The organism is Pedobacter jejuensis, from assembly GCF_003725795.1.
In the GTDB taxonomy this organism is placed as follows: domain Bacteria; phylum Bacteroidota; class Bacteroidia; order Sphingobacteriales; family Sphingobacteriaceae; genus Pedobacter; species Pedobacter jejuensis.
The window spans coordinates 70,378-95,871 of sequence record NZ_RBEE01000045.1 but is presented as its reverse complement, the minus strand read 5'-3'; the positions used below and the strand labels follow the sequence as shown (position 1 = coordinate 95,871).

Below are 25,494 nucleotides of genomic sequence, written 5' to 3'. Positions count from 1 at the left end.
CCCTACAAATCTATTTAATCATGGTAAAAAATGAGTACTACAACAATTAATTTAATCGACTCTTTCCAGGAGTTTAAGGATTTCAAAAATATAGATCGCCCAACGGTGATTAGTGTGTTGGAAGAAGTTTTTCGTAGCATGTTGCGTAAAAAATACGGAACAGACGAAAACTGTGATGTTATTGTAAATCCTGATAACGGGGATTTGGAAATCTGGAGAACGAGAAAAGTAATGGAAGACGGATTTTCTGAAGATGATGACCTAGAAATCGAACTTGCTGAAGTTTCTAAATTAGACAATACTTTAGAAGTTGGAGATGACTATATCGAACAAATTACTTTAGAGAGTTTCGGTCGTAGAGCAATATTAGCTGCTCGCCAAACTTTAGTTTCTAAGGTGTTAGAATTAGAAAAAGACGAAATCTTCAAAAAATATAAAGATAGAGTAGGTGAAGTGGTATCGGGTGAAGTTTATCAGGTATGGAAAAAAGAAACTTTGGTTTTGGATGATGAAGGTAACGAACTTTTAATGCCGAAAACAGAACAAATTCCTGCAGATTATTTCAAAAAAGGAGATTCTGTTAGAGCAGTAATTTCTAAAGTAGAAATGATTAATGCCAACCCGAAAATTATTATATCAAGAACAGCACCTGAGTTTTTACAGCGTTTGTTTGAACAAGAAGTTCCAGAGATTTTCGATGGTTTAATTACCATAAAGAAAATTGTTCGTGAACCAGGAGAACGTGCCAAAGTTGCTGTAGAATCTTACGATGATCGTATTGATCCGGTAGGTGCATGCGTAGGTATGAAAGGATCTCGTATTCATGGTATTGTTCGCGAATTGAAAAACGAAAATATTGATGTGATTAATTTCACAAATAATACTTCATTATATATTACACGTGCTTTAAGTCCGGCAAAAATTACTTCTATTAAATTAGATGATGATACTAAACACGCATCGGTTTATTTAAAACCTGATCAAGTATCATTGGCGATTGGCCGTGGTGGGCATAATATTAAACTTGCTGGTAAATTAACCGGTTATGAAATTGATGTTTACCGCGAAGCTGGTGAAGAAACAGATGAAGATGTTGATTTAGAAGAATTCTCAGATGAGATTGATAGCTGGATTATCGACGAATTAAAGGCTATCGGTTGCGATACTGCTAAGAGTGTTTTAGCACTTACGGTAGAAGATTTAGTAAAACGCACCGACCTTGAAGAAGAAACCATTAAAGAAGTGGTTCAAATTTTGAAGTCAGAATTTGAATAAGTGGTGTAATTGCCAAATAAACACTACTTTTGTATTAAAATAAAAACAATAACAGGAGCTAAATGTCAGACGACAAACCAATCATTTTAATTAAAGCTATTAAAGAACTTAATATTGGCATGGGTACGGCCGTAGAGTTTTTAAACAAAAAGGGTTTCTCAGCCGAGAAAAGCCCTATGTTTAAACTTTCGGGCGATATGTATAATGCCTTATTAAAAGAGTATCAGGGAGATAAGATCGTAAGAGAAGAAGCCAAACAAATAGTGATTGGTAAAATACGTCGTGACGAGCCTGAGACCGAAAAGCCAGCTGAAGCACCGAAAAAGAACACCGATTTTGAGAAAAACGAAGAGATTTTAATCAAAAATACTCAATCGTTCGCTCCACAGGTAGAGAAACCTAAAGCTGAGGCACCAAAAGTAGAAACACCTCCTGTTGCGGAACCTGTAAAGGAAACTAAAACAGAAGATAAAGCCGATGATGGTAGTCTTCCGGGTGTTAAAATTGTAGGTAAAATTGATTTAAACGATCTTAATTCTAAAACAAGACCAGCTAAAAAGGAAGAAACTCCAGAACCTGCTCCGAAAGTTGAAGAAGCACCGAAACCAGTTGCAGAGCAACCTAATGTAGAGGAAAAGCCGATAGAAGTTAAGAAAGATCAGCCTGAAGTTAAAGCAGAAGCGCCACAACCAGTTGCAAAGGTAGAGGAAACTCCAAAACCAGTTGTAGAGCAACCTAAAGCAGAAGCACCGAAAGCTGAAGTTCCAGCTACACCAGAAGTTAAACCAGCAACACCAGTTAGCACTGAACCTGAGGTTATGAAAGCCCGTTCGGTTAAATTAACTGGTCCGAATATTATTGGTAAAATTGTTTTACCAACAACTCCTGATAGAAGAAATGGTCCTGTAGCCTCATCGAGTGATAGCGAAGCGGCAAAACGCAAACGTAAACGCAAGAAAACTCCAGGAGCACCAGGTCAACAAGGTCAGCATGGTGGTGGTCAGGGTCAGCCTGGTCAAAATCCAGCTACTCAAGGACAAGGTGGCGCGCCAGGGCAACCTCGTACACCTTACCAAGGTAACAGACCTGCAAGTGGCACGCCTTACCAAGGTAACCGACCAGCAGGTGGCGGTGGAACCCCATATCAGGGAAATAGAAATAATAACAACACCAGACCAGGTTTTCAAAATAGAAATGCTACACCAAGCGGACCTAAAGAAGAGCCTACTGAGAAGGAAATTCAAGATCAAATCAAAGCAACACTTGCTCGTTTAAGTGGTGCAGGTAAATCGGGTAAATTCGCTCAACGTGCTAAATTACGTCGTCAAAAACGTGATGATGTTGCATATAACGCAGAAGAAGCAGCAAATGAACTTGAATCTCAATCGAAAATATTAAAAGTAACAGAATTTGTTACAGCAAACGAACTTGCAAGTATGATGGACGTACCAGTTACCAAAATTATTGGTACTTGTATGAGTCTGGGTATGTTCGTGTCAATCAATCAGCGTTTAGATGCTGAAACATTGACAATTGTTGCTGATGAATTTGGTTATGAAATTCAATTCGTTAAACCTGATGAAGATGAGGAAAACGTTATTGAAGAAGAAGATGCAGTTGAAACCCTAATTGAAAGAGCTCCGGTTGTTACAATTATGGGTCACGTGGATCATGGTAAAACTTCATTGCTGGATTATATTCGTAAAGCAAATGTAGTTGCCGGTGAAGCGGGTGGTATTACACAGCACATTGGTGCTTACATGGTAACTACACCAACTGGCAAAAAAGTAACTTTCTTAGATACTCCTGGTCACGAAGCGTTTACAGCGATGCGTGCTCGTGGTGCTAAGGCAGCAGATATTGCAATTATTGTTATTGCTGCGGATGATGCAGTAATGCCTCAAACAAAAGAGGCGATAAACCATGCACAAGCAGCAGGTGTTCCATTGGTATTTGCTTTTACTAAAGTTGATAAACCAGGTGCAAATGCGGATAAAGTACGTGAGCAATTATCGGTAATGAACATTTTGGTTGAAGATTGGGGTGGTAAATATCAATCTCAAGAAATATCAAGCAAAAGCGGTTTAAATGTTGATTTACTTTTAGATAAAGTATTATTAGAAGCTGAATTACTAGAGCTGAAAGCGAACCCTAATAAGAGAGCTACAGGTACAGTAATTGAATCGGCACTAGATAAAGGACGTGGTATTGTAACTACAGTATTGGTTCAGGCTGGTACATTAAGAGTTGGAGACCCAATCTTAGCAGGAAGTTATAGTGGACGTGTAAAAGCGTTAACAAACGAACGTGGTGCGAAGGTAGATTCCGCAGGGCCATCGCAACCAGTACAAGTATTAGGTATGCAAGGCGCACCTACAGCAGGTGATAGATTTAATGCCTTAGAAAGTGAAACTGAAGCACGTGACATTGCAAACAAACGTATGCAGTTACAACGTGAGCAAGGTTTGCGTACTCAGAAACACATTACCTTGGATGAGATTGGTCGTCGTTTAGCAATTGGTAACTTCAAAGAGCTTAATATCATCGTTAAAGGTGATGTGGATGGTTCTATCGAAGCATTAGCCGATTCATTATTAAAATTATCGACTGAGCAAATCCAAATCAATATTATTAGTAAAGGTGTAGGTCAGATTTCAGAATCTGATGTATTATTGGCTTCGGCTTCAGATGCGATTATCATTGGTTTCCAGGTTCGTCCATCAACAGGTGCACGTAAACTGGCAGAGCAAGAGCAAATCGATATACGTTTATATTCTATCATTTACGATGCAATCAATGAGATTAAATCGGCGATGGAAGGTATGTTAGACCCAGAGTTTGAAGAGAAGATTGTGGCTAACGTAGAGATACGCGAAACTTTCAAAATTACTAAAGTTGGTACCATTGCAGGTTGTATGGTATTAGATGGTAAAATTACCCGTAACAGCAAAATTCGTATCGTTAGAGATGGTGTTGTAGTTTACACAGGTGAGTTAGCATCGTTAAAACGCTTTAAAGATGATGTTAAGGAAGTATTGAAAGGTTATGAATGTGGTTTAAACATTCAAAACTTTAACAACATCGAAGTTGGCGATATCGTAGAAGCTTACGAACAAGTAGAAGTTGCAAGGAAATTGTAGTTCTAAAAAGTGATATTTTAAAAGTGGCTCAAAAGGCCACTTTTTTTATGGTTAAAAATATTTAGGTCAACATTGCCCATCTCAGAAATTTTTTAAAAGAGCAAAGCAAACTTAAATACTTATTCAGAATCAGAAACTGCTAAATAAAATATCAATTTAGAGATTTTATAATCCGGATAATGAAATTCATTTTCTTTGCAGTTGCGCTTGGTTGAATCCAATATATTGCGATAAAGTAACTGTAAAATTTTACATACATAAATGTTAAAAGAGTTCCGATTAATTTGGAACTCTTTTTTTTATTGATATTTGGCCAGTTACTAAAATCTTTACATGGAAATCGAAACACGAAAGATACCAACGCAAGAAAAAAAGAATTTTAATTTTGTAGATACCATTAGATGCATCTCTATGGTTGGAATTGTATTCGAGCACTCAGCAGTACTTTGGGGAATCAAATATGAAGATAAGACAGATTTATACCTCCAAGTTGCATCCATGCAATTTTGGAAATTTGCTACAATTGCTTTTTTTTTGATAGGTGGTTTTCTTATCAATTATAAGTTTACTGAATATACACCAATGCAATATCTGGTTCGCCGGTTTAAAAGTACCATTAAGCCATGGTTATTCTGGATTATGATATTAGTAATTCTAAACCTCGTTCATAAGGCCGTTTTAAATATTAAGCTTGGCAGATCTTTTTTTAATGGAGACCCTGTTGGTTATTTTTCTGAGGAATTTAGATATATCCTTTTTGAAAGTAGCTTTTGGTTTATACTTAATTTTTTGATTTGTATCAGTATCTTATTATTGTTTAAAAAGTATTTATATAAACTATGGTTCGGACTAATATTGTTACTTATATCGCTAGTTTACAGCTGTAACCTATATTATGAGTGGTTTGTTACGCACCATTCTGCTGCACTTTTTGGGTTTGTATTTTACCTTTGGTTAGGGGTGTACCTAAACAAGTATTTCGATCACGTAATGTCATTTGTTAAGAAGGTTAAGTGGGAGTATGTTGTTATTGTGAATATAGCTTTCTTTGCATTTGCCTGTTGCGAAGTCATTTTCTTAATCCATCATGGCTCAAGAGATGAATATAATACACTAAGAATCTCAAATATTTTATATTCATTAACCATGTTTGTAATGCTCCTAAAAATTGGTGCGGTTCGTTTTATCGATACCAAATTGAAACCACGACAAACTACATTTGGGATATACCTCATACACCAAATCTTAATTATTAGACTTTTACCCGAAATTTTTAAATCAAACAGATGGAATTATCTATACTTATCTGTAGGACAAAATATTTTAGCTTCGGTTTTGAGATTTTTAGTTGTGTATCTTATAGCATTCGTAATAACCCGGCTGCTTCTTAAAACCAAAATGAGATGGGTTGTTGGAGGTTAGTTGCTTAATTGAAAAATATTAATGGGTATTCAGCTTTTTGCAGATTATAGTGGAACAGATATAGGTTAAATAACCTTTCTGAAAGAAAACCAAGTATTCGCTGCTGATATTCGTATTCAGATAATTTCACCTTTCTCTCCAGTTCGAATAGGATTGGGAAAAGCCAACTGCAATATTTTCCAAAAACTTCTTTGCTTGATATGAACATATTATAGCAATGCATTTTTGTTTCACTATCAAAAAATATATCAAAATTTTGTTCCATTTCTGGATGGAATTTAATAACAGTATCACGCATTAAATACCAATCTTCTTTAATGTGGTGATAGATATAATGCATTTTTATCGAAGCAGTAAAACCAGGCTCTAATAATAGTTGGGTAGCAGAAGGAACGATAACATTGCCTGAATTAAGATCTTTCAATAGCTCGGTTTCTAAGCTTTCACTACATACCAGTTGAAAACCTTCGGTACTAAATGGGCTATTGTAAATATCTCTTTGGTCGATAATTTCTTTAGTAATCCATAATTTTTTCTTCACCCTTAATTGAGGTAATGTGAAGTATCTTCTATAGTGACAAAGACCAATAAATTCACTGCTTATTTTATCTAAATTCTTCCAAATCCAATAAACCGCAGTTAATTCGCTAAAGGTTTTATTTTTTGCTGAGATATTATTTCCATCATCATCAGAAATAAATCCCAATTCAAGATTAGAAAAAATCTTCCCGACCTGTATAGGCTGAATATAATTGCATTCGGGCACTGCTAATGCCTTGTGGTGGACAGAAAATATGGTCAGTTTGTTATTCAGTTTCAAGTTCACTTTTTGTTTTTTTTAATGCAGAAGCTATAACCTGGTGCATATCATAATAACGGTATTCGGCCAATCTACCTCCGAAAATTACATTGCTTTCTAATTCAGCCAATTGCTGATATTGCTTCAAGACAGACATATTCCGCTCATCATTTATGGGATAATAAGGTTCGGCATTTTTAGTGTCGGTAATAGGATACTCTCTTGTGATAACAGTTTTAGGCTGGGTGCCGAATTCAAAGTGTTTGTGTTCGTAAACTCTGGTATATGGAGTTTCCGCATCGGTAAAGTTCATTACTGCATTACCTTGAAAGTTTTCCGTATCGTGTACCTCAAGCTCGTAACGTAAACTTCTATACTCGAGTTCGCCGAATTTAAAATCAAAATAGTTGTCTATTTTGCCTGTAAAAACGATTTTTTTTGCTTGACTGCTCCAGAACGCTCTGTCTTCAAAAAAATCTGTATCTAATTTTACATCACTATTTTTAAGCATACAGTCGATAATCTTATTGTATCCGCCTATTGGGATACCCTGGTATTTATCATTAAAATAGTTGTTATCGAAAGTAAATCTTATTGGTAGCCTTTTAATAATAAAAGCAGGTAGTTCTGTTGCTTTTTTACCCCATTGCTTTTCGGTGTAATGCTTAATCAATTTTTCATAAATGTCGGTACCGACTAACTTTAGTGCCTGCTCTTCGAGGTTTTGAGGCTCGTCTAAATTTAAATGTTCAATTTGTCTGGCAATCTCAGCTTTAGCCTCGGAAGGTGTTTTACTTCCCCATAACTTATAAAAAGTATTCATGTTGAAGGGCAAATTATAAAATGTTTGCTTATAATTTGCAATGGGAGAATTTGTGTATCTGTTAAACTCTGCGAATTGATTTACATAATCCCATAGTGTTTTATCATTTGTATGAAAAATATGTGCACCGTACCAGTGAACATTGATATCTTCAATTTTTTTGCAATGGATGTTGCCACCTGAATGATCTCTTTTATCGATAACTAAACATTTTTTGCCTGCTTTAGTCATCTCATGGGCGAAGGTGGCCCCGAAAAGTCCTGATCCAACAATTAAATAATCATACTGCTTATTATCGATATTCTGCATTTCAAAAGGTCAATTCTTCTTTTAATTGTATTTGGGATGTAAGCCCTTATTGTAAATTTCTTAAATGGTATTTAAGGAATATTAGTTGTAATCATTTTATCTAAATGCTATACATAATAGGAATTAAGTCCATATTGTAAGTTGATGTATCAAACAAAGGTATTTGATTTTCTTTAACTGAACTTTTTTATTTTAATTTTGAAGGAATGATATCAATTATAATAGCTTCTGTTAATGGATTGCAGTTAGAAAATGTAAAAAAAAATATTGCCGATACGATTGGCGTACCTTATGAATTGTTCAGTTTCGATAACATTGATGGGACAAAGGGTTTATGTGAACTTTATAATTCTGGTGCAGCCAAAGCGAAATATAATATACTTTGCTTTATGCATGAAGATGTAGAACTGCTTACGTCTAATTGGGGAGCTAAAGTATGCGAAATCATGCATGATGAAACCATTGGTCTTTTGGGTGTGGCAGGTTCAACTTACAAGGCGCTAACCCCAAGTGGATGTGCTTTTGCTGGTAATGAAGCAAAAACCAATAAAGTAAATATTATACAGCGTTATAAATATAATACAGGTGTAACAAAGAAAGAATACTTCAATTCTGAAAATGAGCAGCTAACGCAGGTAGCATGCATTGATGGTGTTTGGATGTGTGCAAGAAAAAGTATTACTACCGCCAATAAATTTGATGAAAATACACTTCCGTTATTTCATGGTTACGACATTGATTTTTCGCTTCAGGTTGCTAGAAAACATAAGGTAATGGTCACCTTTGATATTCTGATAGACCATTTTTCTGAGGGTAACTATTCAGCAGACTGGCTGAAATCGGCAATACAAATTTCATTGAAACATCAACAGCAGCTTCCTCTAAATGTTGCTAACCTCGATGCAATAGAAGTGGCAAGAGGAGAAAAAATGGCTTGTAAAGCCTTATTAAAAATGCTGTCAGCCGAAAACTATAATGCATTGGCTAAAACAGGTGTGTTTTGGAAATGTAGGCTTTACCGTGTGCTGGGATTCCCTAGGTTTTTACTGTTTAATTTAAAAATCATAATTGGACGATATTAAATTTCTATACCTTCAGCTTTAAATATTGGTCGCCAAAATTCGATATTTTTATCCCACGCATGGCAACCAAAGGGAATACGACCTTTAGTTAGCTTTAAGCCATAATATCCATTATTTTCAATTGCAAAGTACGCAGCTTTTTTATAGCTAGGAATTTTTAATCGCGTCGATTTACGGTTTACCTCTACGCTCCAGAAAGCATCCTCATTAAAACGATGGAAATTTTGGTGAGTGTAGTCTGCAATTAGTTTTGCTTCAGATAAGCATAAATGGTAAAACTTCTTTACATTTCTTAGTGAAAAGCCACCATTTCCAACCTTATTTTCAAATTGTAAATCGCTCGGGATATTTGTATTTGTCTTTTTAAAATTATATCTAGTATGAAAATAAGCCATAAATTGATTCTTCATCTTTTTGAATAAATCTGGGTAGTCAGCTTCCCTAAGCCATGGAGCCCCGATGTAATCATAGCCTGCATTACACCATTCTTGCAATTCATCTTTAAATATGAATGCATCCAGCTGATAAATTAAAATGAATTCAGTTGCCAAAAATTGTTCATAAAATACCGGAGAAAGCATTAGCCTATTATATCCTGCAATATCGCTGAAGTAGTCATCATCAAAGCTGTAAACCTCTTTAAACTTATAATCGTAATTTGTTAATATCAAAGATTTAGGTTTGACTGCAACAATATTATAACTACCAAGAACTTTAAAACATTGAGCTAATGAAATTATTTCAAGGGCATTCAGCGAGTCTTTATACAATGGTATAACTATGGTAACGCTATTTCTCATTTTTCAGTTGAAATAAAATCTACAGCAATTTTTTTATAAAATTCCAAAGTTATATTAATTAATAGATTAAATATAACTTTGTGATTACAGAAACAGTTTATGAAAAAAATCGCAATTGTTGTACAAAGATACGGTTTAGAGGTTAACGGCGGTGCAGAATATCATTGTAGAATCCTGGCAGAAAAACTTAATCCTTTGTTTAATCTTGAAGTAATTACTTCGTGTGCTAAAGACTACACTACTTGGCGAAATGAATATCAAAAAGGTATTTCAAATATAAATGGGGTTAAAATCAGGCGTTTTGAAGTAGCACAAGAGCGAAATAAAAAGAAAACCCAATCTATTGAGCGTAAATTGAGAAAGAAAACCTTTTTTCAAAAAACGCTTCGGTTTTTTGGTTTGCTAAATTTTGTTGAAAACTTACCTGGTCAATATAATAATGCTGAGGAAAGTGGTAAAGAGTGGGCAAAACAGCAGGGGCCGTACTCACCTTCGCTCATTGATTTTTTGAGCAATAATAAGCAAGACTATGATGCGATAATTTTTTTTACCTATTTATACTTCCCAACCTTTTATGGTTTGCAGATTGCTCCAGAACGATCAATACTGATTCCAACTGCTCACGATGAACCGCCTATCTATTTTCCTAACTTTAAATCCTTTTTTAAACTGCCAAAGGCAATTTTATATAATACCAAGGCCGAACAGCATTTTGTAAATAAGCTCTTTCATAATGAAGCTATTTATAGCGATGTGGTTGGGGTGGGGATAAACGAGTATGTAAAACATCAAAATGAGAATTCTTTGGGTATTCGCGATCCCTATATTGTTTATATTGGAAGGATAGATCCAGCGAAGGGATGTGATATACTGTTTGAGTATTTTCTTGAGTATAAAAAAACCGATATATCTAACCTAAAACTAATGCTAATCGGGCAATCATTCATGAATATTCCTGTAAGCAACAGCATTTTGCCACAAGGATTTGTAAGTGAGGAGATAAAAGCTAATTGTTTGCAACATGCCAAAGCATTGATTATTCCTTCTTTTTATGAGAGTCTTTCGTTAGTTACCTTAGAAAGTATGATGGCAGGAATTCCTGTTATTGCAAATGATTTTAGTGAAGTGTTAAAAGATCATATTGAGAATAGCCAAGGAGGCTATCTATTTTCAGATGCTGAAACTTTTACAAAAGCACTCGATAATTTAATGAATCCATCAACCGACCTTGAGCTACTCAAAAACAATGCAAAAAAGTATGTGTTAAAAAATTATAATTGGAACGTGGTGATTGATAAGGTAAGCAAAGCTATTGATTATGTTGCATCAGAATAGTTAATCATTAAAAGCCTGCATGTCAATTAAGCGGCGGTATAAACCATTTTGTGCAATTAATTGTTGGTGGTTGCCAGTTTCGATAACTTCACCTTTATCTATCACGATAATTTTATCAGCATGTTGAATGGTGCTTAATCGGTGTGCAATAACAATGGATGTTCTGTTTTTCATTAAGTTGTTCAAAGCATCTTGAACCAGTTTTTCAGATTCGGTATCAAGAGCGGAGGTAGCTTCATCTAAAAGCATAATTGGCGGGTTGGCCAAAACTGCTCTGGCAATACAAACACGTTGCCTTTGTCCGCCAGAAAGTTTGTTGCCCCTATCGCCAACAAAAGTTTGATAACCGCTTTCAGTATTCAAAATAAAATCGTGTGCATTGGCAATTTTAGCCGCTGCAATAACTTCTTCTTCTGTAGCATCTGGTTTAGCGAACGCGATGTTATTAAAAATACTATCGTTAAATAAGAAGGATTCTTGGTTAACGGTACCCATGTTCGCTCTAATGCTTTCAACAGTTAAATCTTTATAGTCAAAACCGTCAATTTTGATTGTACCAGCTTTCGGGTCGTGAAATCTTGGTATTAAATCCATTAAAGTGCTTTTTCCGCCGCCTGATGGGCCAACTAAAGCTACGGTTTCACCTTTATTTATTTCAAGATTAATATTTCTCAAAACTTGTTTTTCACCATAATTAAAGGCAACATTTTCAAAAATTAACGACTTGTTAAAAATATTTAACTTTTGTGCATCGGCTTTATTTACCAGTTCGGGTTTGGTGTCGATTAATTCTAATACCCTTTCGCCGGCAGCAATTCCAGAATGAATGCCACTAAATGAATCTGTTAGAGCTTTTGCAGGTCGCATAACCTGAGAAAATATGGCGATATATGCAATAAAATCAGAAGCAGCGAGCGCATTTTCATCATTATGCAATATTAGTTTTCCGCCATACCAGACAATAATTGCGATCATTAAAACTCCCAAAAATTCGGATACAGGGGATCCTAATTGCTGTCTCCTAACCATTTTTCTAGTCAAGTTAGAATAAAAAATATTTTCATTATTAAATTTATCTTTTACTCTTTCTGTCGCATTAAACGCCTTAATGATTTTGATTCCACTTAAAGATTCATCTAAAAAGCCAATCATTTTCGCAAATGATTCATGAGATTCTTTAGCTTGTTGTTTCAAACGCTTAACTATTTTACTGATGATAAAAGCTGAAACCGGGATAACTAAAAGTGAGAAAAGTGTAAGCTTTGCTGAAATATTAAAAAGTAAAATTACATAAATGATTAAGGTAACAGGCTCTTTAAAAACTACCTGTAGGGTATTTGTAACCGTGAATTGAACAACTTGAACATCTGAAGCTACTTTCGAAATAATATCGCCCTTTCGCTCATTATTAAAAAAGCCAACATGTAAGTTCATCACATTATCGAACACTCTTTTTCTAAAATTGAGCAGCGTATGAACCCTTAAATCTTCCATGTAGCGTTGCGAAAAATATCTAAATAGATTAGATAGTAACACAGAAATAACAATAATTACGCATACATATAATAAGGTTGTTTCAATAGAATTTTTGGCAATGGATTCATTAACTAATTCTCTTAATTTACCTAAAAGAGAAATGGATTCGGCAGCTTTATTTGTAAGACTATTACTTTTATCTACAGCTTTATTTGCATTTAGTAAAGTTTCAAATAATGGAGAAAGCAATGCAAGGTTAAACGTTCCAAAAAGAATTGATAACAAAGTAGCAATAACGTAAGGGATTGCAAATTTTTCTATTGGCTTTGCGAAAGATAATAATCGGAAATATATTTTCATTAAATATGCTCTAAACAACAAAGCTAAACATTTAGATAACTTATTTTAATCTCTCCTAAATGATTGCGGTGGAAAGGACATTTTTATGATAGATACGCGAGTTGTAACTATGAAATTATCAATTTTAAAAAATGTAAAATTAATTGAATCTTTACACTTTATTAAAAACCCCTAATGATAGATGGAATAAGATTCAAATTTCTTTTGAATCAAAAAATTGTTTACGGCTTGTATATTTTATTAGCTGTTGTAGCGGCTGTAAAGCAATATCTGCATCATTCTTTTAACAATTATCTTATTTTTAAATATACTTTTTGGCATTTAATTGATTTAAAGCCATTGTATTTTAATTCGCCCTTAAATCCATATTTCGATTGTAATCATTACGGACCAGCTTTTACCTTATTTATTGCACCATTTGCTATCCTACCTGATTGGACCGGAACCGTTTTATGGAACGTAGCTAATGTTCTAGTGCTTCTATGGGGTATTTTCAGCTTACCTTTAAAAACAAATACAAAAATTATTATAGCATATATATGCGCACATGAAGCTTTAACTTCGCTTTTTAGTTATCAATTTAATGTAGCCTTAACCGGAAGCATTCTATTGAGTTTCTCTTACATTATCAGAAAAGAAAATTTTAAATCAGCATTTTTTATTGCTTTTGGTACAATGGTGAAACTGTACGGAATTGTGGCGCTTGCTTTTTTCTTTTTTACTAAGGATAAACTAAAGTTTATTTTATACGGTCTGTTTTGTCTGGCATTACTCTTTTTTGTACCTATGTTGTTTTCATCTCCTCAATATATATTAAATACCTATCACGAGTGGTATATATCTTTGGTTGAAAAGAATAACAGCAATACGAGTTTAGATTCTTTTCAGGATATTTCTTTAATGGGCTTTGTGAGGCGGGTTGCACATAACAAAGCTATCCCTAATTGGCCTATGTTAATGGGTGGACTTACATTATTTATTTTACCCTATATTCGGATAGACCAGTATAAGGAAGTTGGATACAGACTAATGCTTCTGGCTTCTACGCTAATTTTTACCGTAATATTTAGTACTGGTTCAGAATCTCCAACTTATATTATTGCATTTGTAGGAATAGCAATTTGGTTTGTAATTCAACCGAAAAAGAACTGGTTTGTAATTACACTGCTCATCTTGGCATTTCTTATAACCAGTTTATCGCCGACTGATATTGTTCCGAAAGATGTGAGGTATTTTATTCGGATTTATTCGCTAAAGGCTTTGCCTTGTGTTATGGTTTGGTTTTTTATTATTTATCAAATGCTAACCATTAACTTCAAAAAAGAGCTTTCTATGCAGAAACTCAATCAGGAGTTTGCCAAAGATTTATAAAGCGCCCAATGTGCTTTAGCGCAAGTTTCCCAACTAAATTGCTGAGCATGCTGCTTAATTTTTTCGGCTGGTTGTGTATTTTTGTAATGTTCCATGCCTTGGTCAAATGCTTTTTGCATACTGTTAGGCTCAAAATTTGGAAAGTAATATGCGTGTTCGCCACCTATTTCCGGCAGTGAGGTGCATGTAGATAAGAATACAGGTTTTCCAAAATTCATGGCTTCAATAACAGGAATACCAAAACCCTCTGCTAGTGATGGAAATGCAAAAGCGCTACAATTTTTATAATACCAGTATTTATCTTCTTTAGATATTGGTCCTGTAATGTGTACCCTATCTAAAACATCATATCTTTTTGCTTCAGCGAGTATTTCCTTTACATAATCCTCATTTTCTTTGCCAGATATGATTAATTGAAAATTATTATTAACCAATAAACACGGTAGTGTGTGAAAGTTTTTCTTAGGAATAACAGTGCCAATCGTAAAAATAAATGAATTAGTTGGTTTATAAACAGGAATGTTAAATTCAGGATAAACCTCAAAATCACATCCGTTATAAATCACTGAAATCGGTTTTTTAACAACCAAATATTTTAAAATATCCTGCTTGGTAAATTCAGAAATCGCTACAATATGATCTGCTTTATCTATTAGTTCTTGATGCTTCTTTAATTTTCTACCTCTTTTCTTTTCTGATTCTTCCTCATAAATAAAATTTAAATCATGAACTGTGATTAGCCTTCTAACTTTTCGATTGCCAGGCGGCATATACCACGATGTTTGATGTGTTGTATGCCATAGTTTTATGTCTTTACTAAATGCTGGAAATAAAACTTTATGAAAGCTCTTCTGATTTATGAAATCAAATGAACGTGAAAAAAAGTGTTGATCTTTCTGCTGAAGATAGAGCACTACATCATCATTTATTGAGGCTGCAGATTTAAGTGCAGATGCAAGTTTGTGGCAATATTCAAAAAGTCCGGTATAGGGATATTTCATCCGCTCACAATCAAAAACAATTTTCATATTATTTAGCTACTATCTTATAATTTTTATACTCTCCAATTCTAATGTTAGTATATTTTTGAATCTTATTTAAAATTCTAACTCTTAAAGAATGTGTGCTTTTAATCTTACTTGGGTCGTAGGAGAATTTCCAATTCAATGCATTTACTCTTTCTAACATAACTTTTGGATGAGTGCCTTTAAAAAGTTTTAAATTATCAGCATTGCCATAATCAAACTCTGCGTTTGAGGGAACATCAACTTGTACTGCATTTTTATCATAATACAAATTGAAATTTATTCCTTTTCTAACCAAACCAGCAGGTGGCTTTACCCAACCATAGTGAAATACGTAGGCATCAATAAGTTTAACGTTAAGTTTCCTATCAAAAATACGAAACCCTTGTGCGTCTTTATAAGATTTAACTCCAGGTAGGTTTTTAATAACCCTTATTTCTCGCCTGTACCAACTACGCGATTCTGCAACATAATCATAAGAACCATAAAAATGCTTATACTTTAAAAGTAATGCCTCAATTTTGTCATTGTGAAGCTCTTTTTCCATTTCTTGTCTAATTAATGGCAGATAATCTTCATGAATGGCTTCATCTCCTTGAATATAAACCAACCAATCTGTATCTTTTGATACCTCAGCCAATGCTTTATTGGTTTCTGCTGCAAATACGCGTCCACCTTCTCTTAAATTTTCGTCCCATATAGTATCAATGGTTCTAATTTTTTTTGGGTCGATGCTTTTAACAAGGGCGGAAGTTTCATCAGTAGAATTACCCAATGCAACTATAAATTCATCGCACAGCGGCAAAACCGAAAGTATTGCTTCTTTAATGGGGTAATCATTTGAAACGGCATTTCTGATAAATGTAAATCCGGTAACTTTCATTTAAATTTCTTGCGGATTTGGCTTATATCCGGGTTATAATTTTGTTTATTTGTACAAATATAGTTTTATTGATGAATACCCATCTAACTCTTTTAAACGAAATTAAGCAAGGAAATTATAAGACTTTGGCCAGGGTTTTAACTTTGGTAGAGAATGATATTTCACCGGCAAACTTAATTTTAAAAGATTTAGATAGTCTGAAAAATGTCCCAGTTATGGGTATCACAGGGCCACCGGGCGCTGGTAAAAGTACCTTGGTTAATGCCATAACCAATCAATTTACCAATGATGGTAAACGTGTTGCGATTTTGGCTATCGATCCAACTTCGCCATTTAATTTTGGTTCGCTACTAGGCGATAGAATTAGAATGGCTGCACAATTTAATAATCCGAACGTTTTTATTCGTTCGCTTGCTACACGCGGCGCTTTGGGTGGCATTTCTGCAAAAACCATTGAAATGGTTGATGTTTTAAAAGCATCCAACTTTGATTTAATTTTGGTAGAGACGGTGGGTGTAGGTCAATCAGAAGTAGAAATTGCTGGTTTAGCCGATAAAACCATTGTTGTTTTAGTACCCGAATCGGGTGATGAAATTCAGAATATAAAATCTGGTTTGATGGAAATTGCCGATTGCTTTGTCATTAATAAAGCGGATAGAGATGGTGCTGCAACTTTTGCCAACAATCTTAAAAAAATCGTTCATCAAGGGGCTAAAGTTATTCCGATTTTAAAAACCGTAGCAGATAAAAATGAAGGCATTGCAGAACTGTGTGATTGGATTGTAAAGCCTGTTGAAGGAAATCAAAAGTTCATAAGAGCGTTTTTATTCGCAGAAAAAGCCTGGAAAATCATTCAGCAAAATAAAATGAAACCCATTGATAAAAATAGGCTTCGTGAAAGTATCCACGAAGCCATGAAAAAAGATGATTTTAACATCTACCGTTTTTCTGAAGCGTTTGAGAAGAACAGTTAGAGTTATTTAATTCGGAATCTATTAACTGTTCATTAAATCTTCAATTTCCTCTGCCTCTAAAGGAATATGAGCCATTAAATCAATATTTCCTGTTGATGTAATCAGAATATTATTTTCCAAACGGATACCTAAACCTTCTTCGGGTATATAAATTCCGGGTTCTACCGTTAAAATATTTCCTTCGGAAAATGGCGCATAGCGACCGGCAAAATCATGCACATCAATACCTAAGTGATGAGATGTGCCGTGCATAAAATACTTTTTGTAAGCAGGCCACGCCGGGTTTTGGCTTTTAACATCGGCAGTTGATAACAATCCAAGATTTATCAATTGTTCTGACATAATTTCTCCAACTGCCTCATGGTAGGTGCTTAATACAGTGCCAGCAACGATTAATTTCGTTGCTTCTTTCATAACATGTAAAACCGCGTTATAAACATCTTTTTGCCTTTGAGTAAATTTTCCATTTACAGGAATAGAACGACTCATATCTGCATTGTAATTCGCATACTCAGCACCGAAGTCGAATAGAATTACATCACCATCTTTACATACTTGATTGTTATCGTTGTAGTGAAGAATATTTGCATTATGCCCTGAAGCTATAATTGGTGTGTAAGCATGCCCGGTTGCGCCATTACGAATAAATTCATGTATAATTTCAGCTTCGATTTCATATTCTTTTACACCTGGTTTTGTAAATTTTAAAACCCTCAAAAATGCATCCCTTGTTAAACCACAAGCTTTTTTAGTTAGTTCAATTTCTATCTCCGATTTTGTAGATCTTAAATCTCGCATTATTGGTGCAGAGCGTTCATAATGATGTAGCGGATACTTAGAGCGCATTTCTGAGATAAAGCGGATATCACGATAGGGTACTGAGTGTGCATACCTATCATTTTCATTTGTATTTAGGTAGATGTTATCTGCATAGTTCACAATGCTGTGCAAAATATTATCAAAATCTTCTAACCAATAAATTGCTTCTATCCCTGATGTAGCTTTTGCCTGTTCTTTTGTATATTTATAACCTTCCCAAACTTTTATATGATCATTTGTCTGTCTTAAAAACAGGACTTGTCTGTACATTGGGTTAGGACAATCAGGGTATAATAGCAAGATTGTCTGTTCTTGGTCGATTCCTGATAAATAAAATAAATCCGGATTTTGCTTAAAGATATAGTTTTGGTCGCCGCTACGCGGGAATTCATCGCTTGACTGAAATATAGCTAATGAGTTGTTCTTTAGCTTTTTAACAAAGTTATTTCTGTTTAAAATAAATAAATCCTGATTGATTCGTGGATATTTCATAACTAATATAATGTAAATTGGGTAGTGGCCAAATGTAAGAAAATCATTAAATGTAAAGAAGTTTGGAACGGAGTTTGTATAAAAGTTTGAAATTTTAATATTTTGTTTAATTTTGCAGTTACTAAAAAATTAATCAATTAAATTGTTTAACCCTTAAAAAGAAAAAAAGATTATGAATTATTCTACTTTAAAGAAAAGTGTTGCACTTTCTTTAGTGGCATTAACAGGAGTTGCTTCTCTTGCTGTCGCTCAGGAAACTCCTGCAACGACTTCTTCTACCAAAGTTTTTGGTGGAAGAGGACAGTACAGAACTTGGTCAATCGGTGTTAATGGTGGTGTTTTAGCGCCAGTTGTTGCAATCGGTGGTTCAAATGACTTCAACAAATGGGATGTTAACTTAGGTTACGGTTTAAACATCCGTAAACAATTAGGTCACTCATTCGCTTTAGAATTAAACGGTGTACGTGGTAAAGTATCAGGTTCTAATGATGCTACTACAGGCCCAATCGCTCCTGGAAGTGCAACTGCTAGAGAATTTGAAACTGAATTACAATATGCTGTAGATTTACGTGGTGTTGTTAATGTTGGTTCTATCGATTTCTTACGTCGTGAGAACTCAGTAGGTTTCTTCGTTACAGCTGGTGCTGGTTATATGGCTTATGCGCCAAAAGTAACTTACACTAACGGTAATGTTGTTGATTGGAAAGGTAGAGCTACTGGTCCAGTTGGAGATCCACATGAGGCTAAAGATTACGTAAAAGCTATGTATATCCCAGTTGGTGTTGGTGTTAAATTCAAAGTTTCTGAGCGTGTTAACTTTAACTTAGGTTACACTATGAACTTTGTTGATGCTGATAACTTAGATGGTATCTATGCTCAAGGAACTACTAAAGATAAATTCTCTTACGGTTATGCTGGTTTAGAATTCTCTTTAGGTTCATCTGCTAAACCTAGTTTGGAATGGTCTAACCCATTAGCTACAATGTATGATGATTTAAAAGATCCAACTTTACGTCAAGAAGTTGAAGCATTGAAAAACCGTGTTTCTGCTGTTGAAAAATCTGTTGAAGATTTGAAAAAAGATACTGATGGTGATGGTGTTGCTGATCAATTCGACAAATGCCCAGGAACTCCTGCTGGTACTGCTGTTGATGGTTCAGGATGTCCACTTCCAAAAATGACTGCACCAGTTGATAGTGCTTCAAATGTAACTGGTTTCGAAAAAATCAACTTTGATTTCAATTCATCAGTATTAAAAACTGAATCTTATCCAACTTTAGATAAATTATCTTCAGTGTTACGTGAAAACGGTGGTAAAGTAACTGTAAACGGTTACGCTTCAAGCGAAGGTACTGCTGCATATAACATGAAATTATCTAAAGACAGAGCAAATTCTGTTAAAACTTACTTAGTAAACTCTGGTGTTAACGCTAGTCAAGTTGCTACTAAAGGTAATGGTGAAGCTAATCCAATTGCTTCTAACGATACTGAAGAAGGTCGTATCCAAAACCGTCGTGTTGAAACTGCTAGAAACTAGTATTTCAATATAAAGTTTATAAAAAAGTCCCGATGCAAATCGGGACTTTTTTTATGCCTTTTAGTTTTCTGTATAAAGGTTTTTACCTAAGTTTGTATTATGTACTTCTTCAGGAAAAAAGATCCGAACAGGCCAGATAACATTAATTTGAAAATAATGCATTTTATCAATGCATTGGCTATTTCTGTATTTCTTGCCGGCATAATCTACAAGCTTATTCCATGGCTTGCTAAATAACTACAATACTTTATGAAAAAAATAATTACAACAACAAATGCACCTGCACCCATAGGTCCATATAGTCAGGCCGTACAAGCTGGAAATTTCCTTTTTGTGTCTGGTCAGGTAGCCATCAACCCAGAGAGTGGAGAATTAAACATCAATAATATTGATGATGAAACGCATCAGGTTATGAGAAATCTTAAAGCAGTGTTATTAGAGGCTGGCTTGACGTTTGATAATGTTGTAAAATCTACAATTTTTTTAAGTGATATGGGTACTTTTGCTCAGGTTAACGAAATTTATGGGCAATATTTTACTGCTGATTTTCCTGCTCGTGAAACCGTGCAAGTTTCTGTTTTGCCTAAAAACGTTAATGTAGAAATTTCTGTCATAGCCATAGTTAAATAATTTTGGCAGCAAGTAAAAGCAAATACTTTCTTGCTGGCATTATTCCGTATATCATCTGGGGAACAATGTCTATCCCGCTTCGAAGTATAAAATATTTCCCACCTCAGGAGATTTTATATTATAGAATATTTATTTCCATCCTAATGGTGTGGACAACCATTCTTATATTCAGAAAAGAAGCACTTAAAAAAGATATAAGCTACGTTAAATCGCTTACATCAAAAGGAAAGAGAAAACTCTTATTGCTCACTATATTTTCTGCATTACTAATCACCGGCAATTGGTTTACCTATATTTATGCTGTAAATAGTGTAAGCCTAAAAGCGGCTGCATTTGCTTATATGGTTTGCCCACTGCTTACCGCTTTATGTGGTTTTCTTATCCTAAAAGAGCGCTTAACTAAAACTAAAGTAATCGCGATAGTAATTGCATTTACAAGTATTATTTTATTGGCTACGGGTTCATTACAGGAAGTAATTTGGGCAATTGTTATTGCATCATCTTATGCACTTTATGTAATTACGCTTAAGGTTATCCAAAATGTAGATAAATTTAATTTCCTTGGTGTTCAATTAATCATATCAGGATTAATAATGCTGCCGATGTATTTGTTTAGTAGTAATTCTTTTCCAACTGAAACCTTTTTTTGGTGGCACATATTTTTAATCGCTATTGTATTTACCATCATTCCTTTGTTTTTAAATTCTTATGCGCTGGTCGGGATGCCATCATCCGCTTTAGGAATCTTAATTTACCTAAATCCAATAGTTGCTTTTGCAGTTGCATTTTTTTATTTTAAAGAGAAAATTGATATCCACCAGCTATTTGCTTACTTGCTTTTACTGTTATCGATTTTTATTTTTAATTTGCAATTGCTTAAAAGTGTTTTTTACAAGAAACAGTAACCACATTGTATAACTCGATATTAAATACCCCCGTTGAGTTTATAAAAGGCATCGGACCAAATCGTGCTGATGTTTTAAAAAAAGATCTTGGTCTGTTCACTTATCAAGATATTTTATCCCATTATCCTTTCAGATATATCGACAGGACCAAATATTTCAAAATTAATGAGATAAATTTCGATTCGCAATACATCCAAATTATTGGAAGAGTAATTAGTAAGAAGGTTGTAGGTGAGAAAAGAACCAAACGAATTGTAGCGGTTTTTAAAGATGATACCGGCCTAATGGAATTGGTTTGGTTCCAGAGTTTAAAATGGGTGGAAGATAATATCACAGTTGGCGTTGCTTATGTTGCATTTGGGAAACCATCGTTATTTAATGGGACGTTTAGTATTTCTCACCCTGAAATGGAGCTTTATCATAACAAAATCGCGGGCAGGGGAAATCTAACCTTGCAGCCAGTTTATAATTCTACCGAGAAGCTTAAAAAATTCACGTTAGATTCGAAAGGTTTGCAAAGAATAATTGCAGGATTACTCGATCAGGTTATTCCGCAGGTGGAAGAAAATTTACCACACTATATATTAAGCAAGTATCAGCTTTGCGATAAAAAAACCGCTTTACTCAACATTCATTTTCCGAAAAACCAGCAAGATTTAAATGCAGCTGAACGGCGATTGAAATTCGAAGAATTATTTTTTATACAATTGCAATTGCTACACAATAAGCAACTGCGTCAGTTAAAATTTAAAGGCGTAAAGTTTGATAAAGTTGGCGAGAAAGTTAATCGCTTTTACAAAGAGTTTTTACCTTTCGAATTAACAAATGCACAAAAACGTGTTGTTAAAGAAATTCGGATTGATACACAGCGTGGTGTACAAATGAATAGATTGGTGCAAGGTGATGTGGGAAGTGGAAAAACAGCGGTTGCATTGATGAGCATGCTTTTAGCAAATGATAATGGCTACCAAGCTTGTATGATGGCGCCAACTGAAATCCTTGCCAGGCAGCATTATGCTTCTATTACCGAATTGGTAACTGATGATTTGGTGAAGGTTGCCATACTTACCGGAAGCACAAAAAAGAAAGATAGAACAATTTTACACGAGCAATTAGAATCTGGTGAGATTGATGTTTTAATTGGTACACATGCTTTAATCGAAGATAAAGTTCAATTTAAAAATTTAGGTTTGGTTGTTATAGATGAGCAACATCGTTTTGGGGTTGAACAACGGGCAAGACTATGGAGGAAAAACACGATTCCACCGCATATTTTGGTAATGACCGCTACCCCAATACCCAGAACTTTAGCCATGACGCTATATGGAGATTTGGATGTGTCTGTAATTGATGAATTGCCTGCTGGAAGAAAACCTATTGAAACTAGGCATTTATTCGAAGGGCAAAGATTAAGGATGTTCGGCTTTATGAAGCAGGAAATTGCAAAAGGAAGGCAGGTTTATATCGTTTATCCTTTAATAAAAGAAAGTGAAAAGTTGGATTTGCTACACCTAGAAGCAGGCGTTGAACAATTAAGTTATCAATTTCCAAGACCAGATTATCAAATTAGCATCGTGCATGGGCAAATGCCAAATGCTGATAAGCAATTCGAAATGCAGCAGTTTATTGATGGTAAAAGTCAGATAATGGTTGCAACAACGGTAATTGAAGTTGGTGTAAATGTGCCCAATGCATCGGTTATGGTTATCGAAAATGCAGAGCGATTTGGTTTATCGCAATTACACCAATTACGTGGAAGGGTTGGACGAGGGTCTGATCATTCGTTTTGTATTTTAATGAGCGGTAATAAACTGAGCAAAGAAGGGAAAGTTCGTTTAGAAACGATGGTTAGAACCAATAATGGTTTCGAAATTTCTGAAATAGATTTGCAACTTAGAGGTCCGGGAGACATTACCGGAACACAGCAAAGTGGTGTGCTGGATTTAAAACTGGCTGATTTAGCTAAAGACCAGATTATATTATCCGAAGCTAGAAATACCGTTATCGAACTTTTTGAAACTGATCCCCAATTGGAAAAACAAGAACATTCTTCACTTAAAGCGCATTTGCAAAAATTGGAAAGAGGAATTTCTTTTGATAAAATATCATAATATCATTTTGTAGTAACTATTGTACAAATTTATTATTCCGTTCTATTATTTGTTTTTCAAAGCTTAGTTTTGCATTTAAACACACTTCATTGGCAGATTCTAAATCCATTTTAACTAAACCCGACCCATACGCAGCATTGCGTTATAAAGAATTTAGGTCTTACCTCGGCATGCGCTTTTTCTTTACGTTTGCTTATCAAATGCAAGCTGTTGTACTTGGTATTTATATCTATCATTTAACGAAAGACCCATTGGCATTAGGCTTAATCGGTCTTTGCGAAGCTATTCCTGCCATTACAATTGCTTTGTATGGCGGCTACATTGCAGATAAAAGTGAAAAAAGAGGCTTACTATTAAAAATATTTTCTGGTGTTTTCCTGTGCTCATTAATTATGTTGGCGGTAACAACTACTTACATGCATAGATATGTACCGGTTGGATACATTGTGCCAATTATGTACTCTATGGTTTTCGGTATTGGTTTAGCTAGGGGTTTTTTCGGACCAGCAACTTTTTCGCTCATGGCGCAAATTTTACCTAAAGAGTTGTATCCAAATGCAAGCACCTGGAGTAGTTCCAGCTGGCAAATGGCTTCCATTTTAGGTCCTGCAGCCGGAGGATTGATTTATGGTTTCTTCGGGATAACCGTAACTTATGTCGTTATCATCACATTTATTTTTATCGCACTGATTTGCATTTTCTTTCTGAATGTTCACCCGCCATCTTTTATACCTAAAGAAGGAATTGTAAAAAGTTTAACCGAAGGAATTCAATTTGTGTTTAAAACCAAAATGATGGTTTGGGCAATGAGTTTGGACTTATTCTCGGTATTTTTTGGTGGAGCGGTTGCCTTGCTTCCGGTTTTTGCGAACGATATTTTAAAGGTTGGTCCGGAGGGTTTAGGCTTTATGCGAGCTGCAGCTTCTGCAGGTTCTGTAATCACCATGCTTGCCATGACCAGATTTTCACCAATGAATAAGCCTTGGCGAAACCTACTAATTGCAGTAACCGGTTTTGGTTTGAGTATTATCTGTTACGGACTATCAAAAAGTTTTTACTTAACGCTATTTTTCCTTTTCTTAGAAGGTTCTTTTGATAGCGTGAGCGTAATCATCCGTTCTACCATTATGCAATTGCTTACGCCCGATGAAATGAGGGGAAGGGTGTCAGCAGTAAATAGTATGTTTATCGGTTCTTCAAATGAAATCGGTGCATTTGAATCGGGCTTAACTGCAAAACTAATGCGCACTGTTCCTGCTGTGGTATTTGGCGGAAGTATGACAATTGGAATTGCTTTTATTACCTGGTTTAAAACAAAATCACTTACGAAATTAAGTTTGCAGGATATAAACGAGCATACGAGTAAGATTTAGTTGTGTGTCTCATGATTAGTTATCACGGATTAAAAGCTTTTTTTCTAGCAAAATTGTAATTCTATATTAATTATTTGAAAAGCAGTTACAGTATTCAGATTAATGTCAGTCCTGCCTTCCCTACAATCTTTTTGGGTAATTCCTGCAATAAAAATGAAGCGTTAGTTCAGCAAAAAGTATTTTCGTACAGTCAGGTTTAATTAACGTAGTTCAGTATAATTATTTACGTTTGCCCTTCAAAACGTTAAAAAAAGCGAAATACCTTGCAAACTAAACCCAGTAGTACGGAAAGCCGCTATTTTTCATAGCGCTTGGAGGAATAACGAGGCAGAAACAAACCGAAGTATATCTGTCATTGCTTTCCAATTCTTTAAGGTAAAAATTAAACGATAATGATGTATTAAAAAGTAGTTTTCTAGCGAATGTTAATTCTATATAAATTATTTGAAAAGCAATTACAGTAGCAAGATTAATGTCAATCCTGCCTTCCCTACAATCTTTTTGGGTAATTCCTGCAATAAAAATGAAGCGTTAGTTCAGCAAAAAGTATTTT

Annotated in this window: 20 protein-coding genes; 13 read left to right on the top strand and 7 right to left on the bottom strand. The window is 34.8% G+C overall.

Annotated features, from left to right (window positions below; all coding sequences use genetic code 11):
- Positions 1-30: 30 nt before the first annotated feature.
- The 3 genes from nusA to D7004_RS19610 all read left to right on the top strand — a co-directional run bounded on the left by nusA (position 31) and on the right by D7004_RS19610 (position 5,837).
- Positions 31-1,275: a transcription termination factor NusA gene (gene nusA, locus D7004_RS19620; protein ID WP_123207525.1), complete on the top strand. Its 1,245-nt coding sequence runs from the start codon at positions 31-33 to the stop codon at positions 1,273-1,275.
- Between the two features lie 62 nt (positions 1,276-1,337).
- Entirely contained in the window at positions 1,338-4,415 is a 3,078-nt protein-coding gene (infB, locus tag D7004_RS19615) for a translation initiation factor IF-2 (protein ID WP_123207524.1), read from the top strand.
- A gap of 333 nt (positions 4,416-4,748) precedes the next feature.
- Positions 4,749-5,837, top strand: a complete 1,089-nt coding sequence (locus D7004_RS19610; RefSeq protein ID WP_123207523.1) for an acyltransferase family protein — start codon at positions 4,749-4,751, stop codon at positions 5,835-5,837.
- Positions 5,838-5,841: 4 nt separating this feature from the next.
- On the opposite strand, the gene D7004_RS19605 is transcribed toward D7004_RS19610, so the two are convergent.
- On the bottom strand, positions 5,842-6,657 hold the full coding sequence (locus D7004_RS19605; protein ID WP_167459543.1) for a DUF4422 domain-containing protein: 816 nt from the start codon (positions 6,655-6,657) through the stop codon (positions 5,842-5,844).
- Complete coding sequence (gene glf / locus D7004_RS19600) at positions 6,644-7,768, bottom strand: UDP-galactopyranose mutase (protein WP_123207521.1); 1,125 nt, start codon at positions 7,766-7,768, stop codon at positions 6,644-6,646. Before glf ends, D7004_RS19605 begins: the two co-directional genes overlap by 14 nt.
- Positions 7,769-7,974: 206 nt before the next feature.
- Between glf and D7004_RS19595 the strand changes: the two genes are divergently transcribed.
- Positions 7,975-8,850 carry a glycosyltransferase gene (locus D7004_RS19595; RefSeq protein ID WP_123207520.1) on the top strand — a complete coding sequence of 292 codons (876 nt, stop codon included), beginning with the start codon at positions 7,975-7,977 and terminating at the stop codon, positions 8,848-8,850.
- Here the strand turns inward: D7004_RS19595 and D7004_RS19590 are convergent.
- Positions 8,847-9,650, bottom strand: a complete 804-nt coding sequence (locus tag D7004_RS19590; protein WP_123207519.1) for a DUF5672 family protein — start codon at positions 9,648-9,650, stop codon at positions 8,847-8,849. The two genes, D7004_RS19595 and D7004_RS19590, sit on opposite strands and share 4 nt — an antisense overlap.
- A gap of 195 nt (positions 9,651-9,845) precedes the next feature.
- Between D7004_RS19590 and D7004_RS19585 the strand changes: the two genes are divergently transcribed.
- Entirely contained in the window at positions 9,846-10,985 is a 1,140-nt protein-coding gene (locus tag D7004_RS19585) for a glycosyltransferase family 4 protein (RefSeq protein ID WP_167459542.1), read from the top strand.
- Here D7004_RS19585 and D7004_RS19580 read toward each other — a convergent pair whose 3' ends face one another.
- Positions 10,986-12,821, bottom strand: a complete 1,836-nt coding sequence (locus tag D7004_RS19580) for an ABC transporter ATP-binding protein (protein WP_123207517.1) — start codon at positions 12,819-12,821, stop codon at positions 10,986-10,988.
- Between the two features lie 174 nt (positions 12,822-12,995).
- Here D7004_RS19580 and D7004_RS19575 point away from each other — a divergent pair, with 174 nt between their 5' ends.
- On the top strand, positions 12,996-14,192 hold the full coding sequence (locus D7004_RS19575; RefSeq protein WP_123207516.1) for a glycosyltransferase family 87 protein: 1,197 nt from the start codon (positions 12,996-12,998) through the stop codon (positions 14,190-14,192).
- Here the strand turns inward: D7004_RS19575 and D7004_RS19570 are convergent.
- Both D7004_RS19570 and D7004_RS19565 read right to left on the bottom strand, forming a co-directional pair.
- On the bottom strand, positions 14,168-15,220 hold the full coding sequence (locus tag D7004_RS19570) for a glycosyltransferase family 4 protein (protein WP_123207515.1): 1,053 nt from the start codon (positions 15,218-15,220) through the stop codon (positions 14,168-14,170). The genes D7004_RS19575 and D7004_RS19570 overlap by 25 nt on opposite strands.
- Position 15,221: 1 nt before the next feature.
- A complete protein-coding gene (locus D7004_RS19565; protein WP_123207514.1) occupies positions 15,222-16,100 on the bottom strand; it encodes a glycosyltransferase family protein in 879 nt (292 codons plus the stop codon).
- A gap of 71 nt (positions 16,101-16,171) precedes the next feature.
- Here D7004_RS19565 and meaB point away from each other — a divergent pair, with 71 nt between their 5' ends.
- Positions 16,172-17,074 carry a methylmalonyl Co-A mutase-associated GTPase MeaB gene (meaB, locus tag D7004_RS19560; RefSeq protein WP_123207513.1) on the top strand — a complete coding sequence of 301 codons (903 nt, stop codon included), beginning with the start codon at positions 16,172-16,174 and terminating at the stop codon, positions 17,072-17,074.
- 21 nt (positions 17,075-17,095) lie between these two features.
- On the opposite strand, the gene D7004_RS19555 is transcribed toward meaB, so the two are convergent.
- Positions 17,096-18,385 carry an aminopeptidase P N-terminal domain-containing protein gene (locus D7004_RS19555; protein ID WP_123207512.1) on the bottom strand — a complete coding sequence of 430 codons (1,290 nt, stop codon included), beginning with the start codon at positions 18,383-18,385 and terminating at the stop codon, positions 17,096-17,098.
- Positions 18,386-18,557: 172 nt separating this feature from the next.
- Here D7004_RS19555 and D7004_RS19550 point away from each other — a divergent pair, with 172 nt between their 5' ends.
- From D7004_RS19550 to D7004_RS19530, 6 genes are all read left to right on the top strand, one after another.
- Positions 18,558-19,922, top strand: coding sequence for an OmpA family protein (locus D7004_RS19550; RefSeq protein ID WP_123207511.1), 1,365 nt, complete (start codon positions 18,558-18,560; stop codon positions 19,920-19,922).
- A 99-nt stretch (positions 19,923-20,021) separates the two neighbouring features.
- Complete coding sequence (locus tag D7004_RS21205; RefSeq protein ID WP_341867694.1) at positions 20,022-20,159, top strand: DUF6728 family protein; 138 nt, start codon at positions 20,022-20,024, stop codon at positions 20,157-20,159.
- A 12-nt stretch (positions 20,160-20,171) separates the two neighbouring features.
- Complete coding sequence (locus D7004_RS19545; RefSeq protein ID WP_123207510.1) at positions 20,172-20,552, top strand: RidA family protein; 381 nt, start codon at positions 20,172-20,174, stop codon at positions 20,550-20,552.
- Between the two features lie 2 nt (positions 20,553-20,554).
- Positions 20,555-21,457 carry an EamA family transporter gene (locus D7004_RS19540; protein ID WP_123207509.1) on the top strand — a complete coding sequence of 301 codons (903 nt, stop codon included), beginning with the start codon at positions 20,555-20,557 and terminating at the stop codon, positions 21,455-21,457.
- A 5-nt stretch (positions 21,458-21,462) separates the two neighbouring features.
- Positions 21,463-23,568: an ATP-dependent DNA helicase RecG gene (recG, locus tag D7004_RS19535; RefSeq protein ID WP_123207508.1), complete on the top strand. Its 2,106-nt coding sequence runs from the start codon at positions 21,463-21,465 to the stop codon at positions 23,566-23,568.
- Positions 23,569-23,657: 89 nt separating this feature from the next.
- Positions 23,658-24,941, top strand: a complete 1,284-nt coding sequence (locus D7004_RS19530; RefSeq protein ID WP_123207507.1) for an MFS transporter — start codon at positions 23,658-23,660, stop codon at positions 24,939-24,941.
- Positions 24,942-25,494: the final 553 nt, after the last annotated feature.